This is a genomic window from Saccharopolyspora griseoalba (assembly GCF_042665275.1).
Lineage (GTDB): Bacteria > Actinomycetota > Actinomycetes > Mycobacteriales > Pseudonocardiaceae > Saccharopolyspora > Saccharopolyspora griseoalba.
This window is the reverse complement of the sequence record NZ_JBHTCJ010000001.1, coordinates 522,287-543,304: the sequence shown is the minus strand read 5'-3', so window position 1 is coordinate 543,304 and position 21,018 is coordinate 522,287. Positions and strand designations below refer to the sequence as shown.

Annotated in this window: 23 protein-coding genes; 13 read left to right on the top strand and 10 right to left on the bottom strand. The window is 72.4% G+C overall.

Translation table 11 applies throughout. From position 1 onward, the window contains the following. The first annotated feature begins 27 nt into the window (after nucleotides 1-27). Complete coding sequence (gene ku, locus ACFQRI_RS02480) at nucleotides 28-957, top strand: non-homologous end joining protein Ku (RefSeq protein WP_380663867.1); 930 nt, start codon at nucleotides 28-30, stop codon at nucleotides 955-957. Nucleotides 958-966: 9 nt separating this feature from the next. Here ku and paaE read toward each other — a convergent pair whose 3' ends face one another. The 6 genes from paaE to paaZ are packed head-to-tail and all read right to left on the bottom strand — an operon-like array spanning nucleotide 967 to nucleotide 6,757. Continuing rightward, nucleotides 967-2,055: a 1,2-phenylacetyl-CoA epoxidase subunit PaaE gene (gene paaE, locus ACFQRI_RS02475; protein WP_380663864.1), complete on the bottom strand. Its 1,089-nt coding sequence runs from the start codon at nucleotides 2,053-2,055 to the stop codon at nucleotides 967-969. 1 nt (nucleotide 2,056) lies between these two features. After that, on the bottom strand, nucleotides 2,057-2,572 hold the full coding sequence (gene paaD, locus ACFQRI_RS02470) for a 1,2-phenylacetyl-CoA epoxidase subunit PaaD (protein ID WP_380663861.1): 516 nt from the start codon (nucleotides 2,570-2,572) through the stop codon (nucleotides 2,057-2,059). Then, the gene (gene paaC, locus ACFQRI_RS02465) at nucleotides 2,566-3,447 is read right to left on the bottom strand and encodes a 1,2-phenylacetyl-CoA epoxidase subunit PaaC (protein WP_380663857.1); all 882 of its coding nucleotides are present in this window, start codon (nucleotides 3,445-3,447) and stop codon (nucleotides 2,566-2,568) included. The genes paaD and paaC overlap by 7 nt, the downstream gene beginning before the upstream one ends. Nucleotides 3,448-3,456: 9 nt before the next feature. Further along, the gene (paaB, locus tag ACFQRI_RS02460; RefSeq protein ID WP_380663854.1) at nucleotides 3,457-3,765 is read right to left on the bottom strand and encodes a 1,2-phenylacetyl-CoA epoxidase subunit PaaB; all 309 of its coding nucleotides are present in this window, start codon (nucleotides 3,763-3,765) and stop codon (nucleotides 3,457-3,459) included. Beyond that, the gene (paaA, locus tag ACFQRI_RS02455; RefSeq protein WP_380663850.1) at nucleotides 3,762-4,718 is read right to left on the bottom strand and encodes a 1,2-phenylacetyl-CoA epoxidase subunit PaaA; all 957 of its coding nucleotides are present in this window, start codon (nucleotides 4,716-4,718) and stop codon (nucleotides 3,762-3,764) included. The genes paaB and paaA overlap by 4 nt, the downstream gene beginning before the upstream one ends. Next, nucleotides 4,715-6,757, bottom strand: coding sequence for a phenylacetic acid degradation bifunctional protein PaaZ (gene paaZ, locus ACFQRI_RS02450; protein ID WP_380663848.1), 2,043 nt, complete (start codon nucleotides 6,755-6,757; stop codon nucleotides 4,715-4,717). The genes paaA and paaZ overlap by 4 nt, the downstream gene beginning before the upstream one ends. Nucleotides 6,758-6,952: 195 nt before the next feature. On the opposite strand from paaZ, the gene paaI reads away from it, so the two are divergent. From paaI to ACFQRI_RS02420, 6 genes are all read left to right on the top strand, one after another. Next, nucleotides 6,953-7,366: a hydroxyphenylacetyl-CoA thioesterase PaaI gene (paaI, locus tag ACFQRI_RS02445; RefSeq protein ID WP_380663846.1), complete on the top strand. Its 414-nt coding sequence runs from the start codon at nucleotides 6,953-6,955 to the stop codon at nucleotides 7,364-7,366. 11 nt (nucleotides 7,367-7,377) lie between these two features. Then, a complete protein-coding gene (paaK, locus tag ACFQRI_RS02440; RefSeq protein WP_380663844.1) occupies nucleotides 7,378-8,676 on the top strand; it encodes a phenylacetate--CoA ligase PaaK in 1,299 nt (432 codons plus the stop codon). 19 nt (nucleotides 8,677-8,695) lie between these two features. Next, a complete protein-coding gene (locus tag ACFQRI_RS02435; RefSeq protein WP_380663842.1) occupies nucleotides 8,696-9,298 on the top strand; it encodes a TetR/AcrR family transcriptional regulator in 603 nt (200 codons plus the stop codon). 298 nt (nucleotides 9,299-9,596) lie between these two features. Then, entirely contained in the window at nucleotides 9,597-10,574 is a 978-nt protein-coding gene (locus tag ACFQRI_RS02430) for a phytoene/squalene synthase family protein (RefSeq protein WP_380663840.1), read from the top strand. A gap of 69 nt (nucleotides 10,575-10,643) precedes the next feature. Then, nucleotides 10,644-10,964 carry a hypothetical protein gene (locus tag ACFQRI_RS02425; protein WP_380663838.1) on the top strand — a complete coding sequence of 107 codons (321 nt, stop codon included), beginning with the start codon at nucleotides 10,644-10,646 and terminating at the stop codon, nucleotides 10,962-10,964. A gap of 118 nt (nucleotides 10,965-11,082) precedes the next feature. Next, nucleotides 11,083-11,505 (top strand): universal stress protein, encoded by a 423-nt coding sequence (locus ACFQRI_RS02420; RefSeq protein WP_380663836.1) that lies wholly within the window; start codon nucleotides 11,083-11,085, stop codon nucleotides 11,503-11,505. Between the two features lie 74 nt (nucleotides 11,506-11,579). On the opposite strand, the gene ACFQRI_RS02415 is transcribed toward ACFQRI_RS02420, so the two are convergent. Then, on the bottom strand, nucleotides 11,580-12,341 hold the full coding sequence (locus tag ACFQRI_RS02415) for an IclR family transcriptional regulator (protein WP_380663832.1): 762 nt from the start codon (nucleotides 12,339-12,341) through the stop codon (nucleotides 11,580-11,582). A gap of 153 nt (nucleotides 12,342-12,494) precedes the next feature. On the opposite strand from ACFQRI_RS02415, the gene ACFQRI_RS02410 reads away from it, so the two are divergent. From ACFQRI_RS02410 to ACFQRI_RS02395, 4 genes are all read left to right on the top strand, one after another. After that, a complete protein-coding gene (locus ACFQRI_RS02410; protein WP_380663829.1) occupies nucleotides 12,495-13,418 on the top strand; it encodes a U32 family peptidase in 924 nt (307 codons plus the stop codon). A gap of 91 nt (nucleotides 13,419-13,509) precedes the next feature. Next, nucleotides 13,510-14,955, top strand: coding sequence for an MFS transporter (locus ACFQRI_RS02405; RefSeq protein WP_380663826.1), 1,446 nt, complete (start codon nucleotides 13,510-13,512; stop codon nucleotides 14,953-14,955). Nucleotides 14,956-15,096: 141 nt separating this feature from the next. Then, nucleotides 15,097-15,264, top strand: coding sequence for a hypothetical protein (locus tag ACFQRI_RS02400; protein WP_380663824.1), 168 nt, complete (start codon nucleotides 15,097-15,099; stop codon nucleotides 15,262-15,264). A 104-nt stretch (nucleotides 15,265-15,368) separates the two neighbouring features. Next, a complete protein-coding gene (locus tag ACFQRI_RS02395) occupies nucleotides 15,369-16,277 on the top strand; it encodes a pseudouridine synthase (protein WP_380663820.1) in 909 nt (302 codons plus the stop codon). A 70-nt stretch (nucleotides 16,278-16,347) separates the two neighbouring features. Here ACFQRI_RS02395 and ACFQRI_RS02390 read toward each other — a convergent pair whose 3' ends face one another. From ACFQRI_RS02390 to ACFQRI_RS02380, 3 genes are all read right to left on the bottom strand, one after another. Beyond that, nucleotides 16,348-16,644 carry a YciI family protein gene (locus tag ACFQRI_RS02390; RefSeq protein ID WP_380663818.1) on the bottom strand — a complete coding sequence of 99 codons (297 nt, stop codon included), beginning with the start codon at nucleotides 16,642-16,644 and terminating at the stop codon, nucleotides 16,348-16,350. Between the two features lie 100 nt (nucleotides 16,645-16,744). Further along, nucleotides 16,745-18,073, bottom strand: coding sequence for an MFS transporter (locus tag ACFQRI_RS02385; protein WP_380663815.1), 1,329 nt, complete (start codon nucleotides 18,071-18,073; stop codon nucleotides 16,745-16,747). A 147-nt stretch (nucleotides 18,074-18,220) separates the two neighbouring features. Then, complete coding sequence (locus ACFQRI_RS02380) at nucleotides 18,221-19,114, bottom strand: LysR family transcriptional regulator (protein ID WP_380663812.1); 894 nt, start codon at nucleotides 19,112-19,114, stop codon at nucleotides 18,221-18,223. A 118-nt stretch (nucleotides 19,115-19,232) separates the two neighbouring features. Between ACFQRI_RS02380 and ACFQRI_RS02375 the strand changes: the two genes are divergently transcribed. After that, a complete protein-coding gene (locus tag ACFQRI_RS02375; protein ID WP_380663809.1) occupies nucleotides 19,233-20,189 on the top strand; it encodes a CoA transferase subunit A in 957 nt (318 codons plus the stop codon). A 13-nt stretch (nucleotides 20,190-20,202) separates the two neighbouring features. After that, nucleotides 20,203-20,979, top strand: a complete 777-nt coding sequence (locus ACFQRI_RS02370) for a CoA-transferase subunit beta (RefSeq protein ID WP_380663806.1) — start codon at nucleotides 20,203-20,205, stop codon at nucleotides 20,977-20,979. Nucleotides 20,980-21,018: the final 39 nt, after the last annotated feature.

Here is a 21,018-nt window from a genome sequence, read left to right as displayed (position 1 = left end):
ACGAGGCGCCGGAGTTTGGAGGCAGCCATGCCGCGCAAGATCTGGTCCGGTTCGATCAACTTCGGCTTGGTGACGATCCCGGTCGGGCTCTACGCCGCGACCGAGGACCACACCATCCAGTTCCACCAGTACGAGCGCGGGACCACCGACCGCATTCGCTACAAGCGCGTCAACGAGCGCACCGGCGAGGAGGTGGGCCAGGGCGACATCGTCAAGGGCCGCGAAGCCGGCGACGGGGTCATCACCGTCGAGCAGGGCGAGCTCGACGAGATCGCACCGGGGCGCTCCCGCACCATCGACATCTCCACCTTCGTCGACCTCGGCGAGATCGATCCGGTGCACTTCCAGCGGACCTACTGGCTGGCACCCACCTCCGGCGAGCACTACCGCCCCTACAACCTGCTGCGCCGGGCGATGCAGGAGACCGGCCAGGCGGGCATCGCGACGTTCGTGCTGCGCGGCAAGCAGTACCTCACCGCCGTGCGCGCCGACGAGCAGGCCCTGGCGCTGAACACGCTGTACTTCGCCGACGAGATCCGCGATCCCGGCGAACTGCTCGACGCCCCGTCCGATCAGGCCTCGCCCACGGACAAGGAGATCCAGATGGCGACCACGATCATCGAGTCGATGAGCGGCGAGTGGGAGCCGGAGGCCTACGAGGACACCTACACCGCACGGGTGGAGGAGCTGCTGGCCGAGAAGGCGCGCGGTGGCGAGGTCGCCGCCGCTTCGGCACCGCCGCAGCCCACCAACGTCACCGACCTCACCGAAGCGCTGCGCCGCAGCGTCGACGAGGCGCGCAAGGGCCGCCAGCCGCGCGCGGCCGAGGACCTCTCCGCGCTGTCCAAGGCCGAGCTCGACGACCGCGCCAAGCAGCTGGGCATCAAGGGCCGCTCGAAGATGAAGCGCGCCGAGCTGGAGGAGGCCATCGCCAGCACCCCGGCGAAGGCCTCCTGACCGCCGGCCCTACGAGTCGTAGTCCACGGTCACCTCAGGCGTGGTGGGCAGGGATTGGCAGGTCAGGCGGTAACCTTCGGCCACCTCGGAGTCCTCCAGGGCGAAGTTGCGGCGCATGCGCACCTCGCCTGTGGTGATCTTCGCGCGGCAGGTGCCGCAGACCCCGCCCTTGCAGGCGAAGGGCAGGTCCGGCCGGACCTGCTGCGCGGCGTCGAGGACCGGAACGTCCTGCGGCAGCGCCATCGTGGTGGCCCGGCCGTCGAGCACGACGGTGACCTGGCTGGTCGGGCCGTCGGCCGGCGTCTCCTCGTGCCGCACCGGCTCGGGCGGCACGTCGTCGACGTAGAACAGCTCGCGGTGCACCCGCTCGGCCGGGACCCCGGCCTCGCGCAGCACCTCGGTCGCGTCGGTGACCATCCCGAACGGACCGCACAGCCACCACTGATCCACTTCCTCGGCGGCGACCACGTCGCACAGCAGCGCGCGCAGCTTGTCCGCGTCCAGGCGGCCGGTGAACAGCTCGGCCTCGCGGGGTTCGCGGGAGAGCAGGTGCACCAGCTCCAGCCGGGCCGGGTAGCGGTCCTTGAGCTCGGCGAGCTCGTCGGCGAACATCACCGTGTCGCTGCGCCGGTTGCCGTAGATCAGGGTGACCGTGGCACCGGTCTCGGCCAGCACCGAGGCCGCGATGGAAAGCACCGGCGTGATGCCCGATCCCGCCGCGAGCAGCACGTGGCGCTCGGTGCGGTCCAGCTCGGGGGTGAAGGCGCCGGTGGGCGGGGCGACCTCGATCCGGTCGCCGGGTCGGACCTCGCGGGTGAGCCAGCCGGAGAACAACCCGCCGGGCACCTCGCGCACGCCGATGCGCGGAGCCGCGCCGCGCGGCGCGCAGATCGAGTAGTTGCGGCGCTCCTCGCGTCCGTCGACCTGGCGGCGCAGCGTGAGGGTCTGCCCGGGGCGGAAGTCGAACTCCTCCGCCAGCTCTTCGGGAACGGCGAACTCGACGACCGCGGCGTCGGCGCACAGCCGCTCCACCCGGCTGACCCGCAGCGGGTGGAAGCCGGTGCGCCGGCGAACGGGGGTCTCGGCGGGTGCGCCCACGTCAGATCTCCTTGATGTGCTCGAAGGGTTCCCGGCAGGAGCGGCAGCGGCGCAGCGCCTTGCAGGCGGTGGCGCCGAACCGGGAGACCTCCTCGGTCTCCGGCGAGCCGCAGCGCGGGCAGTCCACCCGCGTCGGCGGCGCCTGCAGGGTCAGCGGTACCGGGCCCGGTGCGCGCTGCGGTGCCGAACCCGGTGGTGCGATGCCGTACTCGGCGAGCTTGCGACGGCCCTCGGCGGTGATCCAGTCGGTGCTCCACGGCGGATCCAGCACCGTGCGCACCTCGACGTCGGCGAATCCGGCCGCGCGCAGCCGGTTCTCGACGTCGGCGCGCATCTCGCGCAGCGCCGGGCAGCCCGAGTAGGTCGGGGTGATCGACACGATCACGGTCTCGCCGGAGAGCTCGACCTCGCGCAGCACGCCGAGGTCGGCCAGCGTGAGCACGGGCAGTTCCGGGTCGGTGACGTGCTCGGCGACCTCGCGCGCACGAGCCAGGCCGGGTCCGGTGGTGGTCACCACGTCGCCTCCGGGTGCGCGCGGGCCAGGCTCTGCATCTCGGCCAGCAGGTAGCCGAGGTGTTCGGTGTGCACGCCGTCGCGACCGCCGCGGCCGCCGACGCGAGCGCGCGGGGACGCCTGCGGCACCGCGAGCGCGGCCGCCGCGCACACCTGCGCGATCACCTCGTCGAACTCCTCGCGCAGCTCGGCGGCCGGGACCGCGGTGCCGGGCAGCGCGCGCTCGACGGCGTGGGTGTCGAACAGCTCGCCCACCAGCGGCCAGACCTCGTCGAGCCCGTGCTGGGCGCGCTCGTGGGAGAGCTCGGTGCCGTCGCCGAGGCGCACCAGCCACTGCGCGGCGTAGTCGCGGTGGTAGGTGACCTCGTTGACGCCCTTGGCGGCGATGGCGGCCAGCACCGGGTCGCGCGATTCGGCGAGGCGGCGCAGCAGCGCGAGCCGCCAGGCGCTGAACACCAGCAGCCGGGCGATGGTCTGCCCGAAGTGCCCGGTGGGCAGCTCGACCAACCGGACGTTGCGGAACTCCCGCTCGTCGCGGAAGCAGGCCAGCTGATCCTCGTCGCGCCCGGTGGCGTCGACCTGCCCTGCTCGGCTGAGCAGCAGCCGCGCCTGCCCGAGCAGGTCCAGCGCGATGTTGGCCAGGGCGAGCTCGTCCTCGAGCTCGGGCGCGCGGGTGACCAGCTCGGTCAGCCGCTGCGCCGCGATCAGCGCGTCGTCGCCGAGCATCAGGCAGTAGGCGCCCAGCGCCGCGCCGTCGACGCCCTCGGGGAGGCTGGTGTCCACACCGGACAGCGGGTCGTCGAACCCGGTGCCGAAGGCCCAGCGCGACTCGCCGTCGTCAGCGGCCGCCAGGGCCTGGTAGGCGTTGTCGAAGGACATCTGGAGACCTCACATGTGCGGGACGTCTTCGGGGATCTGGTAGAAGGTCGGGTGCCGGTAGACCTTGTCCCCGCTGGGGGTGAAGAACGGGTCCTTCTCGTCGGGGCTGGAGGCGGTGATCGCCTCGGCGCGCACCACCCAGATGCTCACGCCCTCGTTGCGCCGGGTGTAGAGGTTGCGGGCGTTGTGCAGCGCCATCTCCTCGTCGGCGGCGTGCAGCGAGCCCACGTGCACGTGGTTGAGCCCGCGCTTGCCGCGCACGAACACCTCGAACAGCGGCCAGGACGCGCGCGGCGCGCCGGATTCCTGCGCGGTCATGCTCCGACCTCCTCTCGTGCGGCCTGCTTGGCGGCGTGCGCGGCGGCCGCCTCGCGCACCCAGGCGCCGTCCTCGTGCGCTTCGCGGCGGCGCGCGATGCGCTGCTCGTTGCACGGCCCGTCGCCGGAGATCACCCGCTTGAGCTCGGACCAGTCCGGTTCGCCGAAGTCGTAGTGCCCGCGCTCGTCGTTCCACCGCAGGTCCGGGTCGGGCAGGGTGACGCCGAGCGCTTCGGCCTGCGGGATGGTCATGTCCACGAACTTCTGCCGCAGCTCGTCGTTGGTGTGCCGCTTGATGCGCCAGGCCATCGACTGCTGGGTGTTGGGCGAATCCCCGTCGGGCGGGCCGAACATCATCAGCGAGGGCCACCACCACCGATCGGTGGCGTCCTGCACCATCTCCCGCTGCTCGGGCGTGCCGCGCATCATCGTCATCAGCAGCTCGTAGCCCTGCCGCTGGTGGAAGGACTCCTCCTTGCAGATGCGCACCATCGCCCGCGCGTACGGACCGTAGGAGCTGCGGCACAGCGGCACCTGGTTGCAGATCGCCGCGCCGTCGACCAGCCAACCGATCACGCCGATGTCGGCGAAGTTCAGCGTCGGGTAGTTGAAGATCGACGAGTACTTCTGCCGCTGGTCGATGAGCTTGTCGGTCAGCTCCGACCGGTCCACGCCCAGGGTCTCGGCAGCCGAGTACAGGTAGAGCCCGTGGCCGGCCTCGTCCTGCACCTTGGCCAGCAGGATCGCCTTGCGCCGCAGGCTCGGCGCCCGGGTGATCCAGTTGCCCTCCGGTTGCATGCCGATGATCTCGGAGTGCGCGTGCTGCGCGATCTGGCGCACCAGCGTCTTGCGGTAGCCCTCGGGCACCCAGTCGCGCGGCTCGATGCGCTCCTCGCCGGCGACGCGGCGCTCGAAGTGCTCCTGCAGGGCGGTCTCGTCGAGGGTGCCGGTCATGCTGCCTCCCCGCTGCGCTTGGCGACCAGCGTGAGCACGTCGTACTTGGCCACCGAGTCGCCGTCGCCGTTGGTGACGTCGACGTCCCAGCGCACCTCGCCGTGCTCGGCGTTGATCCGCGGGGTGATCTGCTTGGCGGTCATGGTCACGGTGATCGCGTCCCCCGGGTAGGTGGGCGTGAGGAACCGCAGGTTCTCCAGCCCGTAGTTGGCCAGCACCGGACCCGGGTCGGGGTCGACGAACAGTCCCGCGGCGAAGGAGACGACCAGGTAGCCGTGCGCGACGCGACCGTCGAAGAACGGGTTGGCCGCCGCGGCCCGGTCGTCGGTGTGGGCGTAGAAGGTGTCGCCGGTGAACTCGGCGAAGTGCGCCACGTCGGCGTCGGTGATGGTGCGCGGACCGGCGACCACGGTGTCGCCGACGCGCAGGTCCTCGAGGTGCTTGCGGAACGGGTGCTGCTCGGTCTCGCTGCGCGGCGCGCCCGGGACCCACTGCCCGGTGATCGCGGTGAGCGTGGCGGGGTCGGCCTGCACGGCGGTGCGCTGCATGTGGTGTAGGACCCCGCGGACCCCGCCCATCTCCTCGCCGCCGCCGGCGCGCCCCGGCCCGCCGTGCACCAGCGCGGGCAGCGGGGAACCGTGCCCGGTGCTCTCCCCCGCGTCGTCGCGGTTCAGCACCAGCATCCGGCCGTGCCGGGAGGCCGCTCCGAGCACGACCTCGCGGTTGAAGGCCGGGTCGGCGCTGACCACCGAGCCGACGAGGCTGCCCTTGCCGCGCCGGGCGAGCTCGACGGCGTGGGCGGTGTCGTCGTAGGGCAGCAGGGTGCTGACCGGCCCGAAGGCCTCGACCTCGTGCGGTTGCGGCAGGTCCGGGTCGTCGCAGCGCAGCAGCAGCGGCGGCAGGAACGCGCCGCGTTCGGCGTCGGCGTCGACGACCTCGAAGTCCTCCGGGTCGCCGTGCACCAGGGTGCCCGCTTCCAGCAGGGCCTTCAGCGAGCGGCGCACCTCCTCGCGCTGCTCGGTGCTCGCCAGCGCTCCCATCCGCACCTGCTCGCTGGTGGGGTTGCCGACCGCGATGCCGGAGAGCTTCTCGCGAGCGGCCTCGACGACCTCGTCCACCCGCGCCGCGGGCACGAGGGCGCGGCGGATCGCGGTGCACTTCTGGCCGGCCTTGACCGTCATCTCGGTGACCAGCTGGTCGACGAACAGGTCGAACTCGGGCGTGCCCGCGGTGGCGTCCGGGCCCAGCACCGAGCAGTTGAGCGAGTCGGCCTCGGCGTTGAACCGCACCGAGTTGGCCGCCACCGCCTGGTGGGTGCGCAGGCGCTGCGCGGTGGTCGCCGAGCCGGTGAAGGCCACCTGGTCCTGGTCGGTGAGGTGGTCGAGCAGATCGCCCGCGCTGCCGCAGACCAGCTGCACCGAGCCCTCGGGCAGCAGTCCGGAGTCGACCATCAGCTCGACCAGGCGGTGGGTGAGGTAGGCCGTCGGCGTGGCCGGCTTGATCAGGCTGGGCACCCCGGCCAGGAACGCGGGGGCGAACTTCTCCAGCGGCCCCCACACGGGGAAGTTGAACGCGTTGATCTGCACCGCCACGCCGCGCAGCGGGGTCAGCACGTGCTGGGCGGCGAAGGTGCCGCCCTTGCCCAGCGGTTCGACCGGGCCGTCGAGGTAGACCGAGCCCGCGGGAAGCTCGCGGCGCCCCTTGCTGGAGTAGGCGAACAGCGCGCCGATGCCGCCGTCGACGTCGAACTTCGAATCGCCCCGCGTGGCGCCGGTGCGCGCCGAGAGCGCGTAGAGCTCCTCGCGGTGCTCGCGCAGGTGCGAGGCGAGGCTCTTGAGCAGGGCCGCGCGCTGGTGGAAGGTCAGCTCGCCCAGCGCCGGGCCGCCGCGGGAGCGCCCGTGCTCCAGGGCCGCGCCCATGTCGACTCCCGCCGAGGACACCCTGGCTACCTCGGCCCCGGTGACCGCGTCGTGCACCGGCGTTCCGTCCTGCGCTGGTCGCTGCCACTTGCCGCCCACGTAGCTGGGTAGAGCAGACATCCGCCGCCGACCTCCTCGTCTTTACCGACCGTTCATTCAGAAATTAGCACCGTCGACCCGCCGGGAACAGCGCCTGCGCGGCCCCGCCCCGCTCTTGACCGAGCCAGAGATCCATCGCGAGCGCCCGCTCTTGACACCGGCGAGACGAGCGGGATTAATTACCGACTATTCGTTCGGTAATGAGGCGGTGGGCCAATGCAGGATCCCGGCAATCCGGACCCGGCTCGGGTGATGTTCGACGCCGACGACGCCTCGCGGGCGCTGGGCATCGAGCTCACCGACACCGGCCCGGGCTACGCGCGCACGCGGATGCGGATCACCGAGTCGATGGTCAACGGGCACGACATCGCCCACGGCGGCTACCTGTTCCTGCTCGCCGACACCGCGTTCGCCTGCGCCTGCAACAGCCACGGCCCCACCACCGTGGCCGCGCGGGCCGACATCACCTTCGTGCGCCCGGTCGCGCTCGGCGAGGAGCTGGTGGCCACCGCGCGCGAGCGCACCCGCTTCGGGCGCAGCGGGATCTACGACGTCACCGTGGCCCGCGACGGGCAGACCGTCGCGGAGTTCCGCGGCCACAGCAGATCGCTCAACGACGAGCGGACCTGAGAGGACACGCGATGACCGCACCGGACCCGACGCTGCTGTCCGAGGCCGAGCGCGCCACCCCCGACGAGCTCGCCGACCTGCAACTGCGCCGGCTGCAGTGGACGCTGCGGCACGCCTACGACAACGTCGAGATGTACCGGCGGAAGTTCGACGCCGCCGGGGTGCGCCCGGAGGACTGCCGCTGCCTGGCGGATCTGGCGAAGTTCCCGCACACCACCAAGAACGACCTGCGCGAGCACTACCCGTTCGGCAGCTTCGCGGTGCCGATGGAGCAGGTGCGCAGGCTGCACGCCTCCTCGGGCACCACCGGGCTGCCCACCGTGGTCGGTTACACCCAGCACGACCTGGACACCTGGGCGGAGCTGATGGCCCGCTCGATCCGCGCCGCGGGCGGGCGCCCCGGGCACAAGGTGCACGTCTCCTACGGCTACGGGCTGTTCACCGGCGGGCTCGGCGCGCACTACGGCGCCGAGCGGCTGGGCTGCACGGTCATCCCCGCCTCCGGCGGCATGACCACCCGGCAGGTGCAGCTCATCCGGGACTTCCGGCCGGAGATCATCATGATCACGCCGACCTACATGCTGACCCTGCTCGACGAGTTCGAGCGCCAGGGCATCGATCCGCGCGAGACCTCGCTGCAGGTGGGCATCTTCGGCGCGGAGCCGTGGACCGACGGCATGCGCGCCGAGATCGAGCAGCGGATGGGCATCCACGCCGTGGACATCTACGGGCTTTCCGAGGTGATGGGCCCCGGGGTGGCGCAGGAGTGCGTGGAGACCAAGGACGGGCTGCACGTCTGGGAGGATCACTGCTACCCGGAGGTGATCGACCCGATCACCGAGGAGGCGCTGCCCGACGGCAGCGAGGGCGAGCTCGTGTTCACCTCGCTGACCAAGGAGGCGCTGCCGATCATCCGCTACCGCACCCGCGACCTGACCCGGCTGCTCCCCGGCACGGCGCGGCCGATGCGCCGGATGGCCAAGGTGACCGGCCGAAGCGACGACATGATCATCCTGCGCGGCGTCAACGTCTACCCCACCCAGATCGAGGAGGTCGTGCTGCGCACCGACGGGCTCTCGCCGCACTTCCAGCTGGTGCTCGACCGGGAGGGCCGGATGGACCGGATGACCGTGCGGGTCGAGGCCAGGGACGACTGCCCGGCGGCGCGGCGCGAGTCAGCGGCACACGAGCTGATGCGGGCGGTCAAGGACGGCGTCGGGGTCAGCACCGCGGTCGACGTGGTGGATCCGGACACGTTGGAGCGATCGGTGGGCAAGCTGCGACGTATCGTCGATCGGCGGGAGTCGTGAGCGGGGAGTCCGAGAACCGATGGCAGAGCGCACCAACCGCAGGGGCCGTCCCGGCTACGACCTGGACGGCCTGCTCGACGTGGCCGTGCAGGTGTTCAACGAGCGCGGCTACGACGGCACCAGCATGGAGGTCCTCGCAGGCCGGCTGGGGATCACCAAGTCGGCGATCTACTACCACGTCTCGGGCAAGGACGAGCTGCTGCGCCTGGGCGTGAACCGCGCGCTGGACGCCCTGTTCGCGGTGGTCGACGAGCCCGCTGCCACCACCGGCCCGGCCATCGACCGGCTCGAGCACGTGGTGCGCCGCAGCGTGCAGGTGCTCGTCGACGAGCTGCCGTTCGTGACGCTGCTGCTGCGGGTGCGCGGCAACACCCGCGTCGAGCGCCAGGCGCTGAGCAGGCGCCGCGAGTTCGACCAGGTCGTCAGCGACCTGGTCAAGGAGGCCGAGCGCGAGGGCAGCATCCGCCCGGACGTGGATCCGGCGCTGACCAGCAGGCTGCTGTTCGGCATGGTCAACTCGATCATCGAGTGGTACCGGCCGGCCCGCGGGCTGCGGGCCGAGCACGTCGCCGAGGCGGTCACCAAGATCGCCTTCGACGGACTGCGCTCCGGTCCGGCCTGAGCGCCCCGCCGCGCACCACACCCGTGGTGACGGCGCAACTCCGCGCTGGTCGGGCGACGCTGCGAAAATTTTGCCGAAAGCGCGTCATAGCTGCCGAGCCGGGCGGTCCCGATCACGTGGGCAGCGCCCACGCGCGTGCGGAACGCAGAGGGGATTCCGCCACGCGAGGCCGTCGGTCGCGATCGGGAGTGGACGTGGGTCGCGACCGGCGGCCGACCGCACCGCCCCGCGTGATGGGGTTCACCGCGGGCGGGTTCCGACGCCGCCGAGCTCCCCGCGATGTGCTGAGATTCGGACCATGAGCGCGGGTCCCTGGGAGGTGGTGGCGGCGCGCCGCGAGCTCGACGCGGCCGGCGTCCCGATCGCTCTGCGCGAGGCCTACCTGCGGTCCCGGCGGCTCAACGCCGAGCACGGCCGCACCTACTTCCTGGCCACCCGGTTGCTGCCCGCGGCCACCCGCCCCGCGGTGCACGCGCTGTACGGCTTCGCCCGCCAGGTCGACGACATCGTCGACGACACCGGCGCGCGCTCGCCCGCCGACCGCGCGCTGGAGCTCGATCACCTGGACAAGCGGCTGACCGAGGCGCTGGACACCGGATCGAGCCCCGAACCGGTGCTGGCGGCCCTGGCCGACACCGCGGCGCGCTACCGCATCGACCGAGCGCTGTTCGAGGACTTCCTGGCCTCGATGCGGATGGACCTCACGGTCAGCGACTACCCCACGCGCGCCGCGCTCGAGGACTACGTGCACGGCTCGGCGGCGGTCATCGGCCTGCAACTGCTGCCCGTGCTGGGCACGATCTGCCCGATCGAGCAGGCCCGCCCGCACGCGGCGGAGCTGGGCGTTGCCTTCCAGCTGACCAACTTCCTGCGCGACGTCGCCGAGGACCTCGACCGCGGCCGGGTCTACCTGCCGCTCGACGAGCTGGCCGCGTTCGGCGTGGACCGCGACCGGCTCGCCCGGTGCCGCGAGACCGGCCGCCCCGACAAGCGCGTCCGGCGAGCGCTGGCCGACCAGGTGGCCCGCACCCGCGCCCGGTACCGCTCGGCGGTCGGGGGAATCGAACTGCTGTCCCCGCAGGCGCGACCGTGCGTGCGAACCGCCTTCACGCTCTACGGCGAAATCCTCGACCGCATCGTCGAATCCGACTACGAGGTGTTCCGGAACCGCGCCGCGGTGCCCACCTCCCGCCGGATCGCCGTGGCCGCGAGCGCGGCCGCATCCGCGCTGGCAGTGCGAGCGAGCTCACGCTTGGCACCGCGCGCTCGCGGGTAGTCGGCGGGTGAGCCCTCCGGCGCACGGGCACCGGGTTCTGCGGGCGGCACCGGAAGTCGAGGCGATCCGATGATGAGCAAGCCGACCTGGCAAGACCTCTCGCGCACCACCGAGATGGTCTCCGACATCGGCACGCGGTTGCGCGCGGGCGCGCACGGCCTGGCCGGATCGCGGGCCGACGCGCTGCGGGCCCGGGAGGCGTTACTGGACCTCAGCGCCGCCAGCGCTCGGCTGGCCCGCGAGCTCGACCAGCTCGCCGCCGACACCGCCCGCGGCGGGATCGAGCCCGCCGACAGCCACGTGGCGCTCGACCAGGCCGCGGCCGCCGCCGAAGACATGGGCAACTGCACCCGCGCGGCCGCCCGCGCGATCGAGGACGAGTTCACCTGACCGAGGCCCCGCGCCCGCGTCGGATTGCACGAGATCAGCGGCAGGTACTTCCATGGAGCCCGGCGACGTCGGACACTCGGAGTGATCCGGCGGGACCTCGTGGCATCGGGAGGGCGTGATGGCCGAGCAGCGAATCATCGTCGGGGTGGACGGCTCGGAGTCGTCGAAGTGCGCGCTGCGCTGGGCCCAGAAGCAGGCCAAGCTCTCCGGGGCCGTCGTGCGCGCCATCGGCGCCTGGGAGTTCCCCGCGTTCTACTCCTGGGAGGGCGGCCCGATGCCGCCCGACGACTTCGAGGACTCCGCCCGCAAGTGCCTCGACGACACCGTCGAGGAGATGCAGCAGCAGGACCCCGACGTCCAGATCGAGCGCGAGCTGGTGCACGGCCACGCCGCCCAGGTCCTGGTCGACGCCTCGGACGAAGCCGAGCTGCTGGTCGTCGGCAGCCGCGGCCACGGCAGCTTCTACAAGGCCCTGCTGGGGTCGGTGAGCCAGCGCGCGGCCGTGCACGCCAAGTGTCCCGTGGTGATCGTGCGCCACTGACGGCGCCGCGCCGCCGCTCGGCGGCGCGAGCGGCCCGATGCGTCGGGCCCGGCGGACGCGCCGCCGCGATCACCTCATCCGCTGTGGCCCAGCCGCTCGGACAGGGCGGTCGCCCCCTCCCGGACCAGCTCGCGCAGCGCGGTCTCGGTCTCGTCGTTCCAGCGCAGGATCGGCACCGAGATGCTCATCGCGGCGACCACCCGGCCGTTCTGGTCGCGCACCGGCGCCGACACGCAGGCCACGGACTCGTTGGACTCCCGGTACTCCCGGGCCACGCCGTCGGCGGCGACCTCGTCGAGCTCCTCGCGCAGCGCCTTCCCGCTGGTGATGCTCTGGTCGGTCATCGCCTGCAGCTCGCGCTCGGCGTAGAGGTCGTCGAGCTCGGTGCGGGGCAGCTCGGCGAGCAGCACCTTGCCCAGCGCTGTGCAGTGCGCGGGCAGCCTGCGGCCCACCGCCGAGACCATGCGCACCGGGTGGCTGCTGTCGACCTTGGCTACGTAGAGCACGTCGGTGCCCTCCCGGACGCCCACGTGCACCGTCTCCTGGCAGCGCTCGGCGATCTCCTCGGCGACCGCGTGCCCCTCCCTGGCCAGGTCCAGCCGCTCGGCGTAGGCGGCCCCCAGCTGGAAGCTGCGCACGCCGAGCCGGTACTTGTTGCTGCCGCGCCCCGTGGGCATCAGGTAGCCGCGCTCGTTGAGCGTGCCGACGAGCTCGTGCACGGTGGTGCGCGGCAGGCCGAGCTGCGCGGTGATCTCCGGCGCGCTCAGCTCCTGCGCCTCCAGGAACAGCTCCAGGACGTCGAAGGCCCGTTCCACGGCCGGTACAGCTCGTGCCACCGCGCACTCCTTCCCTCGTTCCGACCGGTCGGTTGACCGATATTTCGAACATCGTATCCGATGCCGGCTCGCGTCAAGAGGTTTCTTGACCTTCGGTCTCCGACCACCATACGATTTTGCGAACGTTGTTCGAAGTATCGGACGGAGTTGCCGGTGGACCAGACACGCGAATTCCTGCGCTCGCAAGGCTTGCCGGGCGAGGACGCCCCGCTTCCCAGCGCCGAGCGGTTCCCCGATGGCGCCCAGTACCGGGTGGAGATCCCCAGCACCGAAGGCCCCGAGGTCCTGGAGGCCGTGCTGGCCGAGGCCGATGCGCGCGGCGTGCGGGTGCACCGCATCTCTCAGGGCAGCGGCGGGATGCTGCTGACCGACGAGGAGCTGGCCGCCATGTCGGGCACCGCGGCCCAGCGCTCGGTGGAGCTGAGCCTGTTCGCGCGTCCGCTGGCCGGCTGGGACACCAGCCCGATGGCCACCTCCTCCGGCGGCGCCCCGGTCGCGGCGCAGGCGCGCGGCACCGAGCAGCTGGTGCACGTGCTCGAGGACATCCGGCGCACCGCCGAGGCCGGCATCCGCAGCGTGCTGATCACCGACCTCGGCGTGCTGCAGATGGCCGCTCGGATGCGCGAGGCCGGGGACCTGCCCGGCGACCTGCAGTTCAAGATCAGCGTGCAGATGGGCCTGGCCAACCCGGCGTCGGTGCGCATCGCCGAGGACCTCGGCGCCGACACCTACAACGTGCCCACCGACCTCAGCCTCGCGCAGCTGGCGGCCATCCGGGCGGCCACCGACCTCCCGCTGGACGTCTACGTGGAGGCCCCGGACGACATGGGCGGGTTCGTGCGGCACTTCGAGATCGCCGAGATCGTGCGCGTGGCCGCGCCGGTGTACGTGAAGTTCGGCCTGCGCAACGCGCCGAACATCTACCCGAGCGGCACCCACCTCACGCCCACCGCCGTGGCGCTGGGCAAGGAGCGGGTGCGTCGGGCCCAGCTCGGCCTGGGCCTGCTGCGCCGCTACTCCCCCGAGGCCGTGACCTCCGAGCTCGGCGCCGAGGGGCTCGCCCTGCCGAGGACCTGACCGCCGTTCGATCGCTGCGCCGGGCGGGCCGCGGCCCGTCCGGCGCTCGGGCGAGCACGCGAGCCGCGTCCGGCGACAGTATGGTCGCGCGGTGGACGGCGTGGCTCTCGGATCGCGATCCGGGCGTTGGATCCTGGTGGCCACCATCCTCGGTTCGGGGGTGGCCTTCCTGGACGGCTCGGTGGTCAACGTGGCGCTGCCCGCCATCGGCCGGGACGTCGAGGGCGGGCTGCGGGTGCAGCAGTGGGTGCTGGACGCCTACCTGCTCACCCTCAGCTCGCTGCTGCTGCTCGGCGGGGCGCTCGGCGACCGCTACGGGCGCCGCCGGGTGTTCGCCATCGGCATGGTGGTGTTCACCGCGGCCTCCCTGGCCTGCGGCCTCGCGCCGACCGGCCCGGTGCTGATCCTCGCCCGGCTGGCGCAGGGCGTGGGCGGAGCGCTGCTGGTCCCGGGCAGCTTGGCGCTGATCAACGCGACGATCCGGGAGCAGGACCGCGGCGTGGCCGTGGGCCGGTGGGCCGGGTTGACCGGCGTGTCCTCGGCCATCGGCCCGTTCGTCGGCGGCTGGCTGGTCGATGCCGCGTCCTGGCGCTGGGTCTTCCTGATCAACCTGCCGATCGCGGCCGCCGCGATGCTCGCGCTGCGACGGGTCCCGGAATCGCGCAGCACCGAGGTGGCCGGTCCTCCCGACGTGGGAGGCGCGATCGCGGTGACCACCGGCCTGGCCGGAGCGGTGTTCGCCCTCATCGAGATCCCCGGAGTCGGCTGGACGCCGCTGACCGGCACGGCCGCGGCGCTCGGCCTGACCGCGCTGGTGGCCTTCGCGGTGATCGAAGCGCGGCACCCGGCGCCGCTGATGCCGCCGGCCCTGCTGCGCTCGCGGCAGTTCACCGGGGCGAACTTGACCACGCTGACCGTCTACGCCGCGCTGAGCGGGGCGCTGTTCCTGCTGTCGCTGCAGCTGCAGCAGTCGATGGGCTACACCGCGCTGCAGGCCGGGGTGGCCACGCTGCCGATCACCGTCGTCATGCTCGTGCTCTCCGGCCGGGTCGGCGGCCTGGCCCAGCGCACCGGGCCGCGCCTGCCGATGATCATCGGCCCGCTCGGCTGCGCGCTGGGGCTGGTGCTGCTGACCAGAGCGGTGCCCGGCGCGAGCTACCTCACCGGCGTGCTGCCGGGCGTCCTCGTGTTCGGGCTCGGCCTGTCGATCACCGTGGCGCCGCTGACCTCGGCGGTGCTGGCCTCGGTGTCAGCCGAGCGCGGCGGCGTGGCGTCCGGGGTGAACAACGCGGTCTCCCGGCTGGCCGGTTTGCTGGCCGTGGCCGTGCTGCCGGTGGTCGCGGGGCTGTCGGGCACCGCCGCGGGCGCTCCCCTGGGCCCCGGTTTCGGCACCGCGATGCTCGTCTCCGCGGGGTTGTGCGCGGCGGGCGGGGTGCTGGCCGGCCTGACCATCGACCGCGCCCGCCACGTCACCGCTACGCCGCTGCCCGGGCTCGACCACGCCTGCCAGGACCCCAGCTGCTGCCCGCAAGACTGATCCGCACTCCTGACGCCATGCAGCCCCCTCTCGCCGAGAGGCCGACGATACGGAAGAACCGGACAGAAGCGATAGGTCGAAGGTCCCGGTCACTCGATCGTCGAGGTCGATCGCACCGCCGGCTTGTGGTGTGATCAAGGCATGCGACGAGGACGACGGGGGCACCCCTGCGCTGTCGAGGCGCGGCAGATCGGGCTGTGGAAGTGCCCCGAGTGCGGGCAGCAGTGGGAGATCCACGGCGTGGAGAGCGCTCCCAAGATCCGCAAGGTCAGCCGGGTGGGCTGGTTCATCGCCAAGCTGCTCGGCTGAGCGCAGTCCGGGAACGCTTCGCCCGGCGGGCCTTCCGGTCGCCGCGCGCGAGCCCTCGGTGCGCGCCGCCGAGCCGCTCGCGGCGCGGCTATCCTGGTGCGGTCATGCGCCGCAAGCTCCGCTCCCCGCTGCCGCAGCGGCACGGGCTCGACCCGGTCCGGCTGCGGCTGCCCGCCGACGGCCGGTGGGCGACCGTGCGGGACTTCCTGGTCGACCGGATCCCCAAGCTCGCTCCCGACCGCATCGAGGCGATGCTGCGCGAGGGCCGTTTCGTCTCGCTGGACGGGCCGGTCGCGCCGGACGCCGCCTTCCGGCCGGGCACCTTCGTGTGGTTCCACCGCGACCTTCCCGAGGAGACACCGGTCCCCTTCGAGCTCGACGTGCTGCACCGCGACGACCGCGTGCTGGTCGTCGACAAGCCGCACTTCCTGGCCACCACCCCGCGGGGCGGGCACGTGGCCGAGACGGCGCTGGTCCGGCTGCGCAGGCAGCTCGCCCTGCCCGAGCTGACCCCCGCGCACCGCCTGGACCGGGCCACCGCGGGCGTGGTGCTGTTCGTGATCGCCCCGGAGCACCGCGGGGCCTACCAGACCCTCTTCCACGACCGGCTGGTCGACAAGGAGTACGAGGCCATCGCGCCGCACCGCCCGGATCTGCGCCTGCCGCGCACCGTGCGCAGCAGGATCGTCAAGCACCGCGGCGTGCTCGCGGCGCGCGAGGAGCCCGGCGAGCCCAACGCCGAGACCCGGGTGGAGCTGCTGGAGCACCGCGCCGGTCTGGCCCGCTACCGGCTGCTGCCGCGCACCGGACGCACCCACCAGCTGCGGGTGCACCTCAACTCGCTGGAGGTCCCGATCCTCGGCGACGACCTCTACCCCCGGGTGCGCGAGCGCGCGGCCGACGACTTCTCGGAGCCGCTGCAGCTGCTGGCCAGGTCGCTGGAGTTCACCGATCCGATCAGCGGCCGGCGGCGCCGGTTCGAGTCCCGCAGGGCGCTGGGCGCCTGGGGGTGAGCTCTCGCGCGGGGCCCGGTCCGCGCGTGCGACCCCGGCCCCGCGCACCGACCGGCCAGGTGGCCGATCGTCACACGTAGCTCTGGCCGTCGAGGAAGGCCTTGCGCCACGCCGAGATCCTGATCTCGGCGAACAGCCCCTCCTGGGTGAACGGGTCCTTGGCGATGAAGGTCTCCGCCTCGGCGCGCGTCTCCACGTCGAGCAGGTAGACCCCGCCGGTGGCGGCGCCCGAGTCGTCATCGATCTTGGCCCCGCAGGCCAGCAGGAGCTGCTTGTTCTCCTCGAGGTAGTCGAGGTGCTCCCGCCGGTGCGCCTGCCGCAGCTCCTGCGAATCCTGCTTGTCGAAGGTCTCGATGAAGTAGGCCATGCACGTTCCCCATCCGGTGTCCAATGCGGACTCCTGCAACGTCGGCCAAGACCGTACTGCGCCGCGCGGCCCGACCACCACCCGGCCGCGCGCGGCGCGCTCAGGCGGGGCTGCCCGCTCGCGCGCGCTGCACCGGAGCCCGGGACTCGTGGTTCGGGCGGCGCAGGATCAGCAGCATGCAACCGAGGCTCAGCAGCACCTGGAACAGCGCGTACGCGATCACGACGTTGATCGACCCGGTGCTGTTGAGCAGGAACTGCCCCACCACGGGCGTGGTACCGCCGAGCAGGGTGCCGCAGAGCTGGTAGCACAGCGACAGGCCGGTGTAGCGCACCTCCGCCGGGAAGCGCCCGGCCAGGATCCCGGCCAGCGCCGAGTAGTACAGGCAGTGCGGAACGGTCGCCGCCGCCACGCCGATCATCGCCAGCGCGTAGTCCTCGGTGCCGATGAGCACGAACATCAGCGGCAGCAGGACGATCTCGGGCAGCAGCATCAGCGTCACCGCGCGCGAGAGGCTGCGCATCCAGGTGGCCAGCACCGCGCCGAAGGGCTGCACGACGATCTGGGTCAACGTGGCCACCAGCACGATCGTCAGGAAGTCCGACCGCGCGTAGCCGAGGTCGCTGGTCGCCCAGGACAGCGCGAACGTGGTCTTGAAGTAGGTCGCCGACAACCCGATGGTGCAGGCGCCGATGCCCAGCGCCAGCAGCCCCGGGTGCTCCCGGACCACCTGCCAGACCGGCAGCTTCGCGGTGCGCTGCTGGGCGAGCACGCGCTCCATCGCGGGCGATTCGGCCACGCGCAGCCGGATGAGCAGCCCCACGACCACCAGCGCGGCCGAGGCCAGGAACGGGATCCGCCAGCCCCAGCTGAGCATCGCGGGCTCGGGCAACCCGCTGACCAGCAGGAAGCTCAGGGTGCTCAGCGCGTTCCCGACCGGGGAGCCTTGCTGGGCGAACGCGCCGTAGAGGATGGAGCGTCCCTTCGGGGCGTGCTCGGAGGCGATGAGCACCGAGCCGCCCCACTCACCGCCGAGCCCGATGCCCTGCACCATCCGGATGGTCACCAGCAGCACCGGCGCCCACGCGCCGATCTGGGCGTAGCCGGGCAGCAGACCGATCAGCGTGGTCGCGATGCCCATCATCAGCAGCGTGATGACCAGGGTCTTCTTGCGGCCCAACCGGTCTCCGACGTGCCCGAAGATCACCCCGCCGAGCGGGCGCGCCAGGAAGCCGACCCAGAACGTCGCGAAGGCCACCAGGGTGCCCAGCGCGCCGGAGAGCTCCGGGAAGAAGACCTGGTCGAACACCAGCGCCGAAGCCGTTCCGTAGATGTAGAAGTCGAACCACTCGATCGTCGATCCGATGAACGCCCCGATGCCCGCCCGCCGGGCCGTTCGGCTCTGCGCGCGCGCTTCCGCCGCACCCATGAGTTTCTCCCTCGAACCTCGGTGCCATCGGTGCGGTGGACCGGCACCGTCCGATGTGAACGGCGGAACAGTGCCACCCCGGGCATGTAGCCGTCCAATACAGAATCCGTGCCGCAGCGAGACGCAGCGCTGATCAATGCGCGGCGATCAACCCGGGGTGGGCAGCGCGGTCTCGGCGATGTCGAGCACGGTGCGCAGCGCGGCGTTGGTGTTGTCGGCGCGCCAGGCCAGTGCCGCGCGCAACCGGATCGGCTCCCCGGCCAGCGGGCGGTAGACCAGACCGGTCTGCTGGATGTGCTGGCAGGAGCTCAGCGTCAGGGTCACCCCCACGCCGGCGGCCACCAGCGCCAGGATCGTGTACGAGTCCGGCGCCTCCTGCACCACGCGCGGGTTGAACCCGCCCGCCACGCAGGCCTTGACCATCGCATCGCGCAGCGTGGAGCCGGCGTTGGCCGGGAAGCTGACGAAGGGCTCCTCGGCCAGCCGCTCGATCGGGATGCGCTCGAGATCGGCCAGCGGGTGGTCGGTGGGCAGCGCGCAGACCAGCTCCTCCACCTCGATCACCCGGGTGGCCACCCCGGGCTGGTTCACCGGCAGCCGCACGAACCCGAGGTCGAGCGAACCGTCGGCCACCCCGGCCAGCGCGACGTTGGCGTAGGTCTGCCCGCGCATCACCAGCTCCAGCCCGGGATGGGCCGCGCGCACCGCGCGGGTCAACCGCGGGAGCGCCTCGTGCGCGGACGCGCCGGCGAACCCGACGCTGACCCGGCCGTGCTCGCCGCGCCCCGCGGCCTTGGCCGCGCGCACCGCGTCGTCCAGCCCGTCGAGCACCGCGCGGGCGGGCTCGCGGAAGGACTCCCCCGCGTTGGTCAGGCGCACCGAGCGGGTGTTGCGCTCGAAGAGCTGCACGCCGAGCTCCTTCTCGAGCTGCCGGATCTGCTGGCTCAGCGGCGGCTGCGCCATCCGCAGCCGCTTGGCCGCGCGCCCGAAGTGCAGCTCCTCGGCCACGGCGAGGAAGGAGGCCAGGTGGCGCAGCTCCACGACGTCCTCCGCTGATTCGTCCTCGATCTTGATCCGACATTAATCGGGTATTGGCGCCTGATCAATCCGGAGTGGCAGTGTGATGCTGGATCCGAACCGAAAACCGCCAGGAGACGCGATGAACGAACCCGTCGCCGAGGCGAGGCCGAGCAGAGCGGACAAGACGACCTCGATGCGGGAGGCGATCGCCGCCCACGTCGCCGACGGGGACACCGTCTGCCTGGAGGGCTTCACCCACCTCATCCCGACCGCCGCGGGTCACGAGATCATCCGGCAGGGCTTCCGCGACCTCACCATCGCCCGGATGACCGCCGACGTCGTCACCGACCAGCTCATCGCCGGGGACTGCGTGAGCCGGTTGATCTCCTCGTTCGTCGGCAACTCCACCGCCGGGTCGCTGGGCGAGCTGCGCCGCCGGGTCGAGGCGGGCGCGCTGCGGTTCGACGAGTACAGCCACCACGGCATGATCTGCCGCTACCTGGCCGGGGCGCAGCGGCTCCCGTTCCACCCGCTGCGCTCCTACGCGGGCAGCGACGTGCCCTCGGTCAACCCGGAGATCCAGCAGGTCACCTCGCCCTACCCGGGGCCGGGCGGTGAGCCGGAGCGGATCTACGTGGTGCCGCCGCTGAACCCGGACGTGACGATCATCCACGCGCAGCGCGCCGACCGCGCGGGCAACACCCAGATCTGGGGGCTGACCGGCATCCAGGCCGAGGCCGTCTACGCCGCGCGCCGGGCGATCGTGGTCGTCGAGGAGGTCGTGCCCGACGAGGTGATCCGCTCGGACCCGAACCGCACCGTCGTCCCGGCCCACGCGGTCGACGCGGTGGTGGTCTGCCCGGGCGGTGCTCACCCGGCCTTCGCGCAGGGCTACTACGACCGCGACGGCGAGTTCTACCGGGAGTGGTCGCGGATCAGCGCCGACCCGCGACGGCTTCGCGACTGGCTCGACGAGTGGGTGCGCGGCACCGCCGATCACGGCGACTACCTGGCCAGGCTCGGCGAGGAGCGCTGGGCGGGGCTGTCGGTCGGCGAGGCCTGGAGCGAGCCGGTCAACTACGGGCGCAGGCTCTGACGGAGGAGGAATCGTGTCCGCTGCCCCATCCCGGGAATTCACGCCCTCCGAGCTGCTGGCCGTCGTGGCCTCGCGCGAACTCGCGGGCTCCAGCACGGTGTTCGCCGGCATCGGGCTGCCCACGCTGGCGGTCTCGCTGGCCCAGCGCACCGTCGCGCCGGACGTGGAGATCGTCTACGAGTCCGGGGTGTGCGGGGCGCATCCCGCGCAGCTGCCGGAGACCATCGCCGACTCGGTGCTGATCACCGATTCCGAGGCGGTGCTGCCGATGACCGCGCTGTTCGGCTACGTGCTGCAGGGCGGTCGCATCGACGTCGGGTTCCTCGGCGCCGCGCAGATCGACCGCTTCGGCAACCTGAACTCCTCGGTGATCGGCGACTGGCGCGCCCCCGACGTCCGGCTGCCCGGCTCGGGCGGGGCCATGGAGGTCATGGCCAACTCCCGCGAGGTGTTCGTGGTGATGCGCCGCCACGATCCGCGCTCGTTCGTCGCCGAGCTGGACTTCTGCACCTCGCCCGGCCCGGACCGCGCGCTGGCCGACGGCATCCGCCCGCGCGGCGCGGGCGTGACCAGGGTGATCACCGAGCTCGGCGTCCTCGCCCGCGACGGCGTCGGCGAGGAGCTGCGCCTGGTCGCCGTCCACCCGGGAATCACCGCCCAGCAGGTCCGCGAGGCCACCGGCTGGCCGCTGCGAGTGGCCGACGAGCTGCCCACCATCGCCCCGCCCGGGGCCGAGGAGCTGCGCCTGCTGCGCGAGGACGTCGATCCGCAGCGCGTCTACCTGCGCTAGCGCTCGCGCCGGAGGCCGCGTGCCCGCGCGGTCTCCGGC

Excerpts from the sequence above, each read along its gene's own strand:
- ku (WP_380663867.1), top strand. The coding sequence starts at position 28 with ATGCCGCGCAAGATCTGGTCCGGTTCGATCAACTTCGGCTTGGTGACG.
- paaC (WP_380663857.1), bottom strand. The coding sequence starts at position 3,447 with ATGTCCTTCGACAACGCCTACCAGGCCCTGGCGGCCGCTGACGACGGC.
- paaB (WP_380663854.1), bottom strand. The coding sequence starts at position 3,765 with ATGACCGCGCAGGAATCCGGCGCGCCGCGCGCGTCCTGGCCGCTGTTC.
- paaA (WP_380663850.1), bottom strand. The coding sequence starts at position 4,718 with ATGACCGGCACCCTCGACGAGACCGCCCTGCAGGAGCACTTCGAGCGC.
- paaZ (WP_380663848.1), bottom strand. The coding sequence starts at position 6,757 with ATGTCTGCTCTACCCAGCTACGTGGGCGGCAAGTGGCAGCGACCAGCG.
- paaI (WP_380663846.1), top strand. The coding sequence starts at position 6,953 with ATGCAGGATCCCGGCAATCCGGACCCGGCTCGGGTGATGTTCGACGCC.
- paaK (WP_380663844.1), top strand. The coding sequence starts at position 7,378 with ATGACCGCACCGGACCCGACGCTGCTGTCCGAGGCCGAGCGCGCCACC.
- ACFQRI_RS02435 (WP_380663842.1), top strand. The coding sequence starts at position 8,696 with ATGGCAGAGCGCACCAACCGCAGGGGCCGTCCCGGCTACGACCTGGAC.
- ACFQRI_RS02430 (WP_380663840.1), top strand. The coding sequence starts at position 9,597 with ATGAGCGCGGGTCCCTGGGAGGTGGTGGCGGCGCGCCGCGAGCTCGAC.
- ACFQRI_RS02425 (WP_380663838.1), top strand. The coding sequence starts at position 10,644 with ATGATGAGCAAGCCGACCTGGCAAGACCTCTCGCGCACCACCGAGATG.
- ACFQRI_RS02420 (WP_380663836.1), top strand. The coding sequence starts at position 11,083 with ATGGCCGAGCAGCGAATCATCGTCGGGGTGGACGGCTCGGAGTCGTCG.
- ACFQRI_RS02400 (WP_380663824.1), top strand. The coding sequence starts at position 15,097 with ATGCGACGAGGACGACGGGGGCACCCCTGCGCTGTCGAGGCGCGGCAG.
- ACFQRI_RS02395 (WP_380663820.1), top strand. The coding sequence starts at position 15,369 with ATGCGCCGCAAGCTCCGCTCCCCGCTGCCGCAGCGGCACGGGCTCGAC.
- ACFQRI_RS02390 (WP_380663818.1), bottom strand. The coding sequence starts at position 16,644 with ATGGCCTACTTCATCGAGACCTTCGACAAGCAGGATTCGCAGGAGCTG.
- ACFQRI_RS02385 (WP_380663815.1), bottom strand. The coding sequence starts at position 18,073 with ATGGGTGCGGCGGAAGCGCGCGCGCAGAGCCGAACGGCCCGGCGGGCG.
- ACFQRI_RS02375 (WP_380663809.1), top strand. The coding sequence starts at position 19,233 with ATGAACGAACCCGTCGCCGAGGCGAGGCCGAGCAGAGCGGACAAGACG.